Source organism: Rathayibacter sp. VKM Ac-2804 (genome assembly GCF_009866655.1).
GTDB lineage: Bacteria > Actinomycetota > Actinomycetes > Actinomycetales > Microbacteriaceae > Rathayibacter.
Genome location: NZ_CP047420.1, coordinates 2,581,263 through 2,593,385 on the forward strand (window position 1 = coordinate 2,581,263; position 12,123 = coordinate 2,593,385).

Consider the following 12,123-nt stretch of genomic DNA (forward strand, 5'->3'; position numbering starts at 1 on the left):
GGGGTCTGCGGAGGGCTTGCTCAGCGGGCGGACGTGGGGTCGTCGCCGCGGGACAGCTCGTCCCAGGAGACGACGGGATCGATGTCGCCGTCGTCGGTCCGCACGGTGGTCGCGCCGTGGCCGTAGCCGTCGGCGGGCTCGAACCGGGAGACGCGCTTCTTCTTCGCGCCGGGCCAGCGCCGGACCGTGACGAGCACGAGCACGCCGATGACCGCGGTCAGCACGCCGGCCACCAGCGCGACGACCGGCCAGGCGGTGACGGAGGACGAGGCGACGAGCGCCGCGACCGACTCCCGGCCCGCGATCGCGGTCGCGTCGGTGACCAGCGACGAGCCGGCGCGCACGGGATCGGCGAGCGCGGTCGAGGCGGCCAGGACGACGGAGCCGCCGAGGACGATCTGCAGCAGCCCGAGGACGATCCGGAAGGCCGGCCCGGCGATGGCGAGGGCGGCCGCGAGAGCGAGCCCGGCGAGGGCCAGGGCCGACAGGGCCGGCGCGGCGACGGTGCCGACGACGGAGAGCGCCCGGCCGTCGCCGACGCCCGGGGTGAGCACGAGGGTCGCCCAGGGCTGGGTGGAGGCGGTGAGCTCGAGCGCGGCGAGCAGCACGATCCCGAGGATCGCGGAGTACTTGAGGCGCCGGCCGCTCACGCCTGCGGCCCGAGGTCCGTCACCGGGGCGAGCGGATCGACGTCGAAGCAGGAGTGCTCGCCGGTGTGGCAGGCGGCTCCGATCTGCTCGACCTGCACGAGCAGCGTGTCGGCGTCGCAGTCGAGCGCGGCTCCGCGGACGTACTGGGCGTGACCGGAGGTGTCGCCCTTCCGCCAGTACTCCTGGCGCGAGCGCGACCAGAAGGTGACCCGGCCCTCGGTCAGCGTGCGGCGCAGCGCCTCCCGGTCCATCCAGCCCAGCATCAGCACCTCGCGGGTGTCGTGCTGCTGGATCACGGCGGGCAGGAGGCCGCTCGCGTCGAAGGCGGCGCGGTCGAGGACCGCGGTCAGGTCGTCCGGAGCGGTCGTGTCGGTGCTCATCGGCGGATCTCGATCCCGGAGTCGTCGAGGGCGCGCTTCACGTCGCCGATCGTCAGCTCGCGATTGTGGAAGACGGAGGCGGCGAGCACCGCGTCGGCGCCCGCCTCGATGGCGGGGGCGAAGTGCTCGACCGCACCGGCGCCGCCCGAGGCGATCACCGGAACGGTGCTGAGCTCGCGCATCGCGCTGATCAGCGGCAGGTCGAAGCCCTGCTTGGTGCCGTCGGCGTCGATGGAGTTGACCAGCAGCTCGCCGGCCCCGCGCTCGACGGCCTCCGCCGCCCAGGCGAGGGCGTCGAGCGTCGTCTCGCGGCGACCGCCGTGGGTGGTGACGACGAAGCCGGAGGGCGTGGCGTCGCTCCGCTTGACGTCGAGCGAGAGCACCAGCACCTGCGCGCCGAAGACGTCGGCGATCTCGCCGATCAGCGCGGGGCGCGCGATCGCGGCGGAGTTGACCCCCACCTTGTCGGCGCCGTGGGCGAGCAGGCGCGAGACGTCCTCGACGCCGCGCACTCCCCCGCCGACGGTGAGCGGGATGAAGACCTGCTCGGCGGTGGCCCGCACGACGTCGTAGGTGGTGGAGCGGTCGTCGACGGTGGCGGTGACGTCGAGGAAGGTCAGCTCGTCGGCGCCCTGCTCGAAGTAGAGGCGGGCGAGCTCGACGGGGTCGCCGGCGTCGCGCAGGTTCTGGAAGTTGACGCCCTTGACGACGCGGCCGGCGGCCACGTCGAGGCACGGGATGACGCGGACGGCGAGACTCATCGCTCCCCCTCCTAGAGGCGTGCGGCGTGGATCGAGGTGACCAGGATCGCGCGGGCGCCGAGGTCGTAGAGCCGGTCCATCACCTGGTTCATGTCGGCGCGCGGCACCATGACCCGCACGGCGACCCACTCGGGGTCGTGCAGCGGCGAGACGGTGGGCGACTCGAAGCCGGGCGCGAGCGCGGTGGCGGTCTCGAGCAGCGCGACGGGGCAGTCGTAGTCGAGCAGCACGTACTCGCGGGCCACGAGGACGCCCTGCAGGCGGCGCAGCAGGACCGGGATGCCCTCGGGCTCGCCCGCGCCGGAGACGAGGACGGCGGTCGACTCCAGGATGACGGGGCCGAAGATCTCCAGGCCCGCCTTGCGGAGGGTCGTGCCGGTCTCGACGACGTCCGCGATCACGTCGGCGACGCCGAGCTGGATGGCCGACTCGACCGCGCCGTCCAGGCGGATGAGGGTGACCTCGACGCCGTGCTCGCGGAGGAAGCGGCCCACGAGGCCCGGGTAGCTGGTCGCGACGCGGAGGCCGTCGATCTGCTGCAGCTCGGTGTAGCGGCCGGCCGGTCCGGCGAAGCGGAAGGTCGAGTCGGCGAAGCCGAGGCTGGCGATCTCGCGCGCCTCGGAGCCGGAGTCGATCAGGAGGTCGCGGCCGGTGACGCCGACGTCGAGCGCGCCGGAGCCGACGTAGGTGGCGATGTCGCGCGGGCGGAGGTAGAAGAACTCGACGCCGTTGCGCTCGTCGACGACGTGCAGCTCCTTGGCATCGCGGCGGCCGGTGTAGCCGGCCTCGGCCAGCATCTGGCCGGCGGTCTCGGAGAGCGAGCCCTTGTTCGGGACGGCGACGCGCAGGAGCGCGGGCGCGGCGGTGGTGCCGGTGGTCTCAGGAGTGGTGGGGGTGGTCGTGGTCACGACGGGACGTCCTCTGGAGGTCGAGGGTGATTCGGTGAGCGGAGGCGCGACGGCGCCTCGGAGAGCGTGGGAGCGCGCGGCGACGTGGCGGCGGCGCACTCCGGCGATCGGGGGGACGCTCACAGATGTCGGTAGACGTCGGCCGTCGTCAGGCCCTTCGCGAGCATCAGCACCTGCAGGTGGTAGAGCAGCTGCGAGATCTCCTCGGCCGTGCGCTCGTCGCCCTCGTACTCGGCGGCCATCCACACCTCGGCGGCCTCCTCGACGATCTTCTTGCCGATGAAGTGCACACCGGCGTCGAGCTCGCGGACCGTGCCCGAACCCTCGGGACGCGCGGCGGCCTTCTCGCCCAGCTCAGCGAAGAGGTCGTCGAAAGTTTTCACCGGGGAAGTCTATACGCGGCGGCGGACCGGCGAGGGCGGCCGGGTCAGTGGCGGTGCAGGAGGGAGGACGCGGTGTCGCGGAGGGCGGCGATGGCCGCCTCCGGGTCGTCGGCGCCGAAGACGGCGGAGCCGGCGACGAAGGTGTCGGCGCCCGCCTCGGCGGCGATCTCGATCGTGCCGGGGGCGATGCCGCCGTCGACCTGGAGCCAGACGTCGAGGCCGGTGCGGTCGACGACCTCGCGCAGCGCGTGCAGCTTCGGCATCGTCTCCGCCATGAACGACTGGCCGCCGAAGCCGGGCTCGACGGTCATCACGAGCACCTGGTCGAACTCGGGCAGCAGGTCGAGGTAGGCGTCGACGGGGGTGCCGGGCTTCAGCGCGATGCCGGCGCGCGCGCCGATCTCGCGGAGGCGGCGCGCCAGCGCGACGGCGTCGCTCGCGGCCTCGGCGTGGAAGGTGACCGAGTAGGCGCCCGTCTCGGCGTAGCCCGGCGCCCAGCGGTCGGGGTCGTCGATCATCAGGTGCACGTCGAGCGGGCGCGGCGAGACCTCCTGCAGGCGCTGCACCATCGGCAGGCCGAAGGTGAGGTTCGGCACGAAGTGGTTGTCCATCACGTCGACGTGCACGAGATCGGCCCCGGCGATCCGCTGCAGCTCGGCCTCGAAGTTCACGAAGTCGGCGGACAGGATGCTGGGGTTGATCCGTGCGGGCATGCTCCCCAGCCTAGGCCGGGCGGCCGGGCGGCCGGGCGGCCGGGCGGCCGGGCCGTCAGGCCGGGCTGCGGCGCAGCAGCTGGATGAACATCGCGTCGGTCCCGTGCCGGTGCGGCCAGAGCTGCGCGTGCAGCGCGCTCTCGGCGAGCGGCAGCGGCGCGCGGGTGATGCCGCGGAGGACCGCCGGGGTGTCGACGAGCTCGAAGCCGCCGGGGTGGCGCTCCGCGGCGAGGGCGAGCACGCGCTTGGTCTCGCCGAGGTGCGGCGAGCAGGTGACGTAGGCGAGCAGGCCGCCGGGCGCGAGCGCGGCGAGGGCGGAGTCGAGCAGCTCGCCCTGGAGGGCCGCGAGCGGGGCGACGTCGTCGGCGGTCTTGCGCCAGCGCGCCTCCGGACGGCGGCGGAGGGCACCGAGTCCGGTGCACGGGGCGTCGAGCAGGATGCGGTCGAAGGCACCGGGCTGCTCCTCGCCGAGGGTGCGGCCGTCACCGGTGCGGACCTCGACCGTCGGGTCTACGGCGGCGAGGGCCTGGCGGACCAGTCCAGCCCGCGCGGGCACGACCTCGTTGGCCAGCAGCGTCGCGCCGCCCGCGCGTGCCTCGGCGGCCAGCAGCGCCGCCTTGCCGCCGGGGCCGGCGCAGAGGTCGAGCCAGCGCTCGCCCTCGCGGACCGGCTCCGCGCGGGAGAGCGCGAGCGCGGCCAGCTGCGAGCCCTCGTCCTGGACGCGCACCCGGCCCTCGTGCACGGGCGCGATCGCCTCGGGGTCGCCTCCGGTGCTGACGAGGCCGACCGGCGAGTAGCGGTCGGGCTCCGCGTCGGGCAGCTCGGCGGCCTCCGCGAGACCGGGCAGGGCGACGAGGTTCACCCGCGGCGCCGCGTTGTCGGCGGCGAGCAGCGCCTCGAGCTCGTCGGCGGCGCCCTCCGCGGCGAGGGCGCGGCGCAGGGCCTTGACGATCCAGACGGGATGCGAGGTCGCCGCGGCGAGCCGGTCGTCGCCCGAGGTCGCGGCGTCGGCGACGCGCTGCTGCCACTCCTCGTCGCTCGAGCGGGTCACCGAGCGCAGCACTGCGTTCGCGAAGGCGACGGCGCCGCGGGAGGAGCCGCCCGCGACGAGCGCGACGCTCTCGTTCACGGCGGCGTGCGCGGCGACGCGGGTGCCGAGCAGCTGGTGCACGCCGAGCCGGAGCGCGTCGAGCACCGGGGCGTCGATGGTCTCGACGGCGCGGCCGGCGGCGAGGGCGATCACCCGGTCGTAGTAGCCGGAGAGGCGGAGCGTGCCGTAGCAGAGCTCGGTGGCCAGACCCGCGTCGGCCGGCGACAGCTCGGCGGCGCGGATCCGGGCGGGCAGCACGAGGTTGGCGTAGGCGTCTCCGCCGCTGACCGCGAGCAGGACGTCGTAGGCGACCTGCCGCGCCGGAGCGACCGCGGTCCGGGCGCTCACGCGAGCACCGTGCTCTCGCGGAGGCCCCGGGCCCAGGCGGCGCCGGGCATCGCGGTCTTGCCGGCGGGCTGCACCGAGACGAGTTCGACCGCGCCGTCGCCCGTGCCGACCAGGGCCCTGCCGGCATCGAGGAGCACGGCGCCGGGCGCGAGGAGAGCGTCCGTGCGCGCCTCGTCGACGGCGAGCACCTTGAGCCGCGCGTCGCCGACCGTCGTCGACGCGCCGGGTTCAGGAGTCACCCCGCGGACCAGCGCGAGGATCCCCGCGGTCGGCAGGGTCCAGTCGATCCGGCCGTCGGTCACGTCGAGCTTGGGCGCGAGGGTCACCTCGCCCGACTGCGGCACGGCGACCGCGGTGCCGGCGGCGAGCCCGTCGACGACCTCGCCGGTCAGCCCGGCGCCCCGCTCCGCGAGCACCTCGAGCAGCTCGCCGGCCGAGCGCCCGGCGACCTCCTCCTGGATCACGGCGAAGACGTCGCCCGCGTCGAGCTCGGCCACCAGCTGGAAGACCGCCGCGCCGATCCGCTGCTCCCCCGCCATCAGCGCGCGCTGGACCGGTGCCGCCCCGCGCCAGCGCGGCAGCAGCGAGAAGTGCAGGTTGATCCAGCCGAGGCGCGGCACCGCCAGCAGCCGCTCGCGGACCAGGCCGCCGTAGGCCACGATCACGCCGAGGTCCGGCTCGAGGGCGGCGATCCGGTCGGTGACCTCCTCGTCGAGGCGGTTCGCCGTGAGCACCGGCAGGCCGAGCTCCTCGGCGACCGCGGCGATCGGCGAGGGCGTGAGCACGCGCTTGCGACCCACGGGCGCGTCCGCCCGGGTGACCACCCCGACGATCTCGTGCTCGGAGGCCGCGAGGGCGCGCAGGGTGGGGACGGCGGCAGCCGGCGTGCCGGCGAAGACGAGGCGCACGAGGAGCTCCTGAGCGTGGGGGTCGAGCGGAGAACGGGTCCGGGAGGGACGGGTCTAGAGGATGTCGGGGTCGTCGAGCCGGACGCGCAGCTTGGGCGCCGGCCGGAAGCGGCCCGGCGTGGTGGGCGGCCGGCGGCGGCGGGTCGCGTTGCGGATCACGGCGGACCGGAGGCGGGCGGCGACCTCCGCCCCGCGAGCGTAGTCGAAGCGCACGATCGCCCGGACGGAGCCGTCCTCGAGCCCGACCGGGCCGAGCACCTCGTGCCGGTCCGCCTCGTCGAGCGCGTCGAGCGCCTCCGTCACCGCGTGCGCGTCGCCGCTGACGGTCGCGAGCCGGACGGCCGGCGGGAAGCGCAGCTCGCGCCGCTCGATCAGCTCGGCGCGGAGGTACTCGTCCTGGCGCCAGGTCGCGAGGGCCGTCGCGAGGCGCCCGGCGACGCCGACCAGCAGCACGGGAGCGCCGGGGCGGGCCAGCGCGGCCGCGTTCGACCAGGTGCGCAGGGCGTCGTCGGCGACGCGCAGGCTCTCCCGCGCGAGCATCCGCTCGCCGTCGAGCAGCAGCACGGCGTGGTAGCCGCCGTCGGCCCGGGGCTCGCCGCCGCGGGTGGCGACGACGAGCGCCGGTGTCCCGGGCACGGTGAGGATGGGGTGCGCGCCGTCGGCGACGACGACCTTGACACCCGGGAACGCGCGGCCGAGCTCCTCCGCGGTGCGGCCGGCGCCCAGGCTCACCAGGCGCAGCGCCGTCGCCTCGCAGACGGAGCAGTGCCAGTCGGCGGCGATCAGTCCGCACCAGCCGCAGCTCGGCCGCGCGCCGGCCGCGTGCACGGCGAGCGGACCCTGGCAGCGGTTGCAGCGCGCCACGGTGCGGCAGCGCGCGCAGGCGACCACCGGTGCGTAGCCCGGGCGGGCGACCTGGACGAGCACGGGACCGGCGTCGAGCGCGATCCTGGCCTGCCGCCAGGCGGTCGAGGGGATGCGCGCGGCCTGGTCGTGCTCGTCGGCGGCCGTCTGCTGCGCGGTGGGCACGACGTGCGGGCGCCGCGACGGGCGGGGCTGCACCGGAGCGGCGAAGCCGAGGCCGACCAGCCGCTCCACCTCGACCGTGCGGGTGTTGCCGAGCAGGACCAGCCCGGCACCGCTCTGCTCCTGCCGGACGAGTGCGACGTCGCGGGCGTGCGCGTAGGGCGCGAGCGGCTCGGCGAAGAGCGGATCGCCGTCGTCCCAGAGCGCGATCAGACCGAGCGCCGAGGACGGCGCGTAGAGCACCGAGCGGTTGCCGACGATCACCCGCGGGCCGGGAGTGAGGCAGCGCAGGAACGCGGCGTACCGGCCCGCGCCCTTCTGCCGCGCGTCGAGGCGGACCACCGCGTCCTCGGGCACGTGCTCGGCGAGGGCCTGCTCGAGCTGCTCCTGGTCGCGGTAGTCGGGCACCGCGAGGATCGCGTCGCGGCCGGCGTCGAGCGCGGTGCGGGCGAGCTCGGCGAGCGTCACCGCCCAGCCGCCGACCCAGGCGCCTGAGGCGAGCTGCACGGGCGCGGGCACGGCGTTCACCGCGAGGCGGCCGCCGTCGAGGACGCCGTCGAACGTCTCGGGCGGATAGCCGGTCACAGCGCCGGAGACGACGCCCGCCTCGATCGGCTCGACCGGCGCGGCGTCGGCTCCTGCCTCTGCGAGGGCCGCGAGGTGCGCCCGCTCGACACGGACGTGGCGCCGCGGCACGGCGAGGCGCAGCACGTCGCTCGCTCCCCCGGCGGCGCGGTCAGCGACGCGCCGGGCGAGAGCCCAGACCTCGGGAGTCAGCACGACGAGCGGCGAGACGAGCTCCTCGAGCTCGCTCAGCGCCCCCGCGTGCTCGGAGCCCTGGCCGACCTCGACGACGAACGCGTCGGCGATCCGCCCGCCGGTGCGCAGCGGCACCCGTACCCGGACGCCCGGGCGCACACCCTCGCGCAGCGCCTCGGGGATCGCGTAGTCGAGCAGCCGGTCCAGCTGCGGGAGCGGCGAGTCGAGGAGCACGCGCGCGACGCGCCCCTCCGGACCGGTCACCGCCTCCCCCGCCGCGGCGGCGCCTACGAGAGACCCGCGGCGGAGCGGAGGTCGTCGACGCGGTCGAGGCGCTCCCAGGTGAAGTCGGGCAGCTCGCGGCCGAAGTGCCCGTAGACCGAGGTCTGCGAGTAGATCGGACGCAGCAGGTCGAGCGCGTGGATGATCGCGGCGGGACGGAGGTCGAAGACGGAGCGGATCGCCTCGGTGATCTGCTCGTCGGGCAGCGTGCCGGTGCCGAAGGTCTCGACGTAGAGGCCGACCGGCGCGGCCTTGCCGATCGCGTAGGCGACCTGCACCTCCATCCGGCGGGCGAGCCCCGCGGCGACCGCGTTCTTCGCCACCCAGCGCATGGCGTAGGCGGCCGAGCGGTCGACCTTCGACGGGTCCTTGCCCGAGAAGGCACCGCCGCCGTGGCGCGCGGCCCCGCCGTAGGTGTCGACGATGATCTTGCGGCCGGTGAGCCCGGCGTCGCCCTGCGGGCCGCCGATCTCGAAGCGGCCGGAGGGGTTGATCAGCAGGCGCACGGCGGAGGAGTCGAGGTCGACGCGCTCGAGGACGGGTCGGATCACGTGCTCCTCGATGTCCGCGTGGATCGTGGCGGTGCTGACGTGCTCGGCGTGCTGGGTGGAGAGGACGACCGTGTCGATCGTGGCCGGCGTCGTGCCGTCGTAGCCGATGGTGACCTGCGTCTTGCCGTCGGGCCGGAGGTAGTCCAGCTCGCCGGTCTTGCGGACCTCGGCCAGGCGCTCCGCCAGGCGGTGCGAGAGCCAGCTGGGCAGCGGCATGTACTCGGGGGTCTCGTCGGTGGCGAAGCCGAACATCAGGCCCTGGTCGCCGGCGCCCTGGCGGTCGAAGGCGTCGTCGTCGGTCGCGTCGCCGCGCACCTCGAGGGCCGTGTCGACGCCCGCGGCGATCTCGGGCGACTGCTGACCGATCGAGACGGACACGCCGCAGGAGCGGCCGTCGAAGCCCTTGAGCGAGGAGTCGTAGCCGATCTCGACGATGGTGTCGCGCACGATCGCGGGGATCTCGACGTAGCCCGAGGTCGAGACCTCGCCGGCGACGTGCACGAGGCCCGTGGTGACGAGCGTCTCCACGGCGACCCGGCTGCGCGGGTCCTCGCGCAGGAGCGCGTCGAGGATGCGGTCCGAGATCTGGTCGCAGATCTTGTCGGGGTGACCCTCGGTCACGGACTCGGAGGTGAACAGGCGGAGGGGGCCGGAGGTCATGTCGAGCGTCTCATTCCGTAGGGCGCGGCAGCCGGAGCTGTCTCGATCCGGTGCAGTCCCGCACCGGGCTCGCCCTCTCACCGGGGGCGGACCGGGCCAGGGAGGCGCCCTAGCGCGCGACCACGTCGAGGACGCGATCGGCGACCGACGCCTTGCTGCCGGAAGCCTCGATCACTATATCTCCGGCCCGATCGAGGACCACGACGGTGTTGCTGTCGCTCTGGAAGCCCTCGGCCCAGCCGACCCTGTTGAGGACGAGCAGATCGCAGCCCTTGCGGGCGATCTTGGCGCGGCCGAGCGCGAGCATCGCGTCACGGTCGGGCTCGGTCTCGGCGGCGAAGCCGACGATCACCTGCCCGTCGGTCTTGGCGGCGGAGATCTCGGCGAGGACGTCCGGGTTCTTCACGAGCTCGAGGACGAGGCGGTCGCCCTGCTGCTCCTTCTTGATCTTCGCCTCGGAGACGTCGGCCGGACGGTAGTCGGCGACGGCCGCGGCCATGATGACGATGTCGGCGTCGCGGGCGGCGACCAACGCCGCCTCGCGCAGCTCGAGCGCTGTCCCGACGGGGACCACTTCGACGCCGCCGGGCGCCTCGATGTCGAGGTTCGCGGCGAGGAGGGTGACCCTCGCTCCGCGCGCGGCCGCGGCGACCGCGAGCGCGACGCCCTGCCGGCCGCTGGAGCGGTTGCCGACGAAGCGGACCGGGTCCAGCGGCTCGCGGGTGCCGCCGGCGGTGACGAGGACGCGCAGGCCCTCGAGGTCGCGTCGGGCGGCGGTGGCACGCGCGTGGACGGCGAGGGCCTCGGCGACGATCGTCGCGGGCTCCTCCATCCGGCCGGCCCCCGAGTCGGCACCGGTCAGCTGACCGACGGCGGGGCCGACGACGTGGACGCCGCGGGAGCGGAGCGTCGCGATGTTGGCGACGGTGGCGGCGTTCGCCCACATCTCGGTGTGCATCGCCGGAGCGACCACGACCGGAGCAGTGCTCGCGAGCACGGTGTTTCCGAGCAGGTCGTCGGCGAGGCCGGTGGCCAGCTTGGCCAGGGTGTGCGCCGTCGCGGGGGCGATCACGATGAGGTCGGCCGCCTGGCCGATCGCGACGTGCCGCACCTCGGCGACGCCCTCGTAGAGCTCGGTGTGCACCGTGTTCCGCGAGATGGCCTCGAGCGTGGGCTTGCCGACGAAGCGCAGCGCGGCCTCGGTGGCCACGACGTGGACGTCGTGGCCCTCGAGGACCAGTGCGCGGACGACACCGACCGCCTTGTAGGCGGCGATGCCGCCGGTGATCCCGACGACGACGTTCAGCCGTGCGGCCCGTCTCGATGACCGCATGTCGCGGAGCGCCCCCGGCGGGGACTACTCGTCGAGGGGCTCGGCGACGGGACGGGCGACGAGCTTGTCCTCGTTGATCTCGTGCAGGGCGACGGAGAGCGGCTTGTCGTCGATGGTCGAGTCGACCAGCGGGCCGACGTTGTCGAACAGGCTGCCCTCGTGCAGGTCGGCGTAGTAGTCGTTGATCTGGCGCGCGCGCTTGGAGGCGAAGATGACGAGCGCGTACTTCGAGTCGACCTTCGAGAGCAGCTCGTCGATGGGCGGGTCGATGATGCCGAGGTTGTTGGCCATGGTGTCTCCTAGCGTGGCGCGAAGCGCCGATCTGCGGCTCCGGAGCGGCACGGCGCGCGATCACCGGGGAGGGCGATCGGGGCGTCGGCCCGGAGGTGGTCGGTGGTCTCGGTCTCAGCGGCCCGGATCGGCGGGCGTGCTGTCGGCACGAGGCGACATCAATTCTACGACCTCGCGGGCCGCTTCGGGCACGGTGCTGTTCACGACGGCGAAATCGAACTCGTCCTGCGCGGCCAGCTCGACCTTCGCGGTCGCGAGCCGGCGCTCCTGCTCCTCCGCGCTCTCGGTGCCGCGGCCGACCAGGCGGCGGACCAGCTCGTCCCAGCTCGGCGGCAGCAGGAAGACCAGCCGGGCGTCGCTCATCCGCTCGCGGACCTGCCGCGCGCCCTGGATGTCGATCTCGAGCATGACCTGGCGGCCGGCGGCGAGGGCGGCGTCGATCGGGCCGCGCGGCGTGCCGTAGCGGTAGGCGTTGTGCACCGTCGCGTACTCGAGGAACTCCCCCGCCTCGACCATGCGGTCGAACTCGGCGTCGTCGACGAAGTAGTAGCTGACGCCCTCGACCTCGCCGGGGCGCGGGGCGCGGGTGGTCGCCGAGACCGAGAGCAGCACCTCGGGGTAGTTCTCGCGGATGTAGCTGGAGACGGTGCCCTTGCCGACCGCGGTCGGGCCGGCCAGCACGACGAGCCGGTTGCGCTCACCGCGGCGCTGACGCGACTCGCGCTCCTCCAGGAACGCGCCGAGGCCCTCGACCTGGCGGCGGCCGAGACCGCCGAGGCGCTTGGACGGCGCGATGCCGAGCTGCTCCATCACCCGGGGCGTCTTGACCACGCCGAGGGCGGGCACCGCGCGCAGCAGCTCGCTGACGCGCATCCGTCCCTCGACGCCGGTCGGAGCCTCCTGCGCGGCCGCGAGCACGGCGGTGGCGGGGCGATCGCCGGCGGCGACGGCCTTCTTCACCTGGGCGCGGGCGCGGCGGGCGGCGATCGCGGCCTCCGAGGCGGCGCGGCGGTCCACCGCGGGCGGCGCGGGGCGGCGCGCGGCGGAGGTGCCGTCGGGGGCGTCGGCGGCGGGATCGAT

Annotated in this window: 13 protein-coding genes; all 13 read right to left on the minus strand. The window is 74.8% G+C overall.

From position 1 onward, the window contains the following. Positions 1–20 precede the first annotated feature (20 nt). The 13 genes from GTU73_RS12125 to gmk all read right to left on the minus strand — a co-directional run bounded on the left by GTU73_RS12125 (position 21) and on the right by gmk (position 12,123). A complete protein-coding gene (locus GTU73_RS12125) occupies positions 21–650 on the minus strand; it encodes a Trp biosynthesis-associated membrane protein (RefSeq protein ID WP_123446234.1) in 630 nt (209 codons plus the stop codon). Next, complete coding sequence (gene hisI, locus GTU73_RS12130) at positions 647–1,030, minus strand: phosphoribosyl-AMP cyclohydrolase (RefSeq protein WP_160089828.1); 384 nt, start codon at positions 1,028–1,030, stop codon at positions 647–649. The genes GTU73_RS12125 and hisI overlap by 4 nt, the downstream gene beginning before the upstream one ends. Further along, positions 1,027–1,791, minus strand: coding sequence for an imidazole glycerol phosphate synthase subunit HisF (gene hisF, locus GTU73_RS12135; RefSeq protein ID WP_160089830.1), 765 nt, complete (start codon positions 1,789–1,791; stop codon positions 1,027–1,029). The genes hisI and hisF overlap by 4 nt, the downstream gene beginning before the upstream one ends. Before the next feature lie 11 nt (positions 1,792–1,802). Next, entirely contained in the window at positions 1,803–2,699 is an 897-nt protein-coding gene (gene hisG, locus GTU73_RS12140) for an ATP phosphoribosyltransferase (protein ID WP_160089832.1), read from the minus strand. Between the two features lie 119 nt (positions 2,700–2,818). Then, complete coding sequence (locus tag GTU73_RS12145; protein WP_055791842.1) at positions 2,819–3,082, minus strand: phosphoribosyl-ATP diphosphatase; 264 nt, start codon at positions 3,080–3,082, stop codon at positions 2,819–2,821. A 44-nt stretch (positions 3,083–3,126) separates the two neighbouring features. Next, entirely contained in the window at positions 3,127–3,795 is a 669-nt protein-coding gene (gene rpe, locus GTU73_RS12150) for a ribulose-phosphate 3-epimerase (protein ID WP_160089834.1), read from the minus strand. 55 nt (positions 3,796–3,850) lie between these two features. Then, a complete protein-coding gene (locus GTU73_RS12155; protein WP_244231621.1) occupies positions 3,851–5,233 on the minus strand; it encodes a transcription antitermination factor NusB in 1,383 nt (460 codons plus the stop codon). Next, positions 5,230–6,141 carry a methionyl-tRNA formyltransferase gene (gene fmt / locus GTU73_RS12160; RefSeq protein WP_160089836.1) on the minus strand — a complete coding sequence of 304 codons (912 nt, stop codon included), beginning with the start codon at positions 6,139–6,141 and terminating at the stop codon, positions 5,230–5,232. Before fmt ends, GTU73_RS12155 begins: the two co-directional genes overlap by 4 nt. Positions 6,142–6,195: 54 nt before the next feature. Further along, positions 6,196–8,190 carry a primosomal protein N' gene (locus GTU73_RS12165; protein ID WP_244231622.1) on the minus strand — a complete coding sequence of 665 codons (1,995 nt, stop codon included), beginning with the start codon at positions 8,188–8,190 and terminating at the stop codon, positions 6,196–6,198. Between the two features lie 23 nt (positions 8,191–8,213). Then, positions 8,214–9,419: a methionine adenosyltransferase gene (gene metK, locus GTU73_RS12170; RefSeq protein WP_160089838.1), complete on the minus strand. Its 1,206-nt coding sequence runs from the start codon at positions 9,417–9,419 to the stop codon at positions 8,214–8,216. 109 nt (positions 9,420–9,528) lie between these two features. Continuing rightward, a complete protein-coding gene (coaBC, locus tag GTU73_RS12175; protein ID WP_160091351.1) occupies positions 9,529–10,725 on the minus strand; it encodes a bifunctional phosphopantothenoylcysteine decarboxylase/phosphopantothenate--cysteine ligase CoaBC in 1,197 nt (398 codons plus the stop codon). A gap of 51 nt (positions 10,726–10,776) precedes the next feature. Further along, complete coding sequence (gene rpoZ, locus GTU73_RS12180; RefSeq protein ID WP_123446225.1) at positions 10,777–11,043, minus strand: DNA-directed RNA polymerase subunit omega; 267 nt, start codon at positions 11,041–11,043, stop codon at positions 10,777–10,779. Between the two features lie 114 nt (positions 11,044–11,157). After that, positions 11,158–12,123 (minus strand): guanylate kinase, encoded by a 966-nt coding sequence (gene gmk, locus GTU73_RS12185; RefSeq protein WP_160091352.1) that lies wholly within the window; start codon positions 12,121–12,123, stop codon positions 11,158–11,160.

Bases quoted from the DNA above. Each gene is read 5' to 3' on its own strand.
- hisI (WP_160089828.1), bottom strand. From the start codon at position 1,030: ATGAGCACCGACACGACCGCTCCGGACGACCTGACCGCGGTCCTCGAC.
- hisF (WP_160089830.1), bottom strand. From the start codon at position 1,791: ATGAGTCTCGCCGTCCGCGTCATCCCGTGCCTCGACGTGGCCGCCGGC.
- rpe (WP_160089834.1), bottom strand. From the start codon at position 3,795: ATGCCCGCACGGATCAACCCCAGCATCCTGTCCGCCGACTTCGTGAAC.
- metK (WP_160089838.1), bottom strand. From the start codon at position 9,419: ATGACCTCCGGCCCCCTCCGCCTGTTCACCTCCGAGTCCGTGACCGAG.
- rpoZ (WP_123446225.1), bottom strand. From the start codon at position 11,043: ATGGCCAACAACCTCGGCATCATCGACCCGCCCATCGACGAGCTGCTC.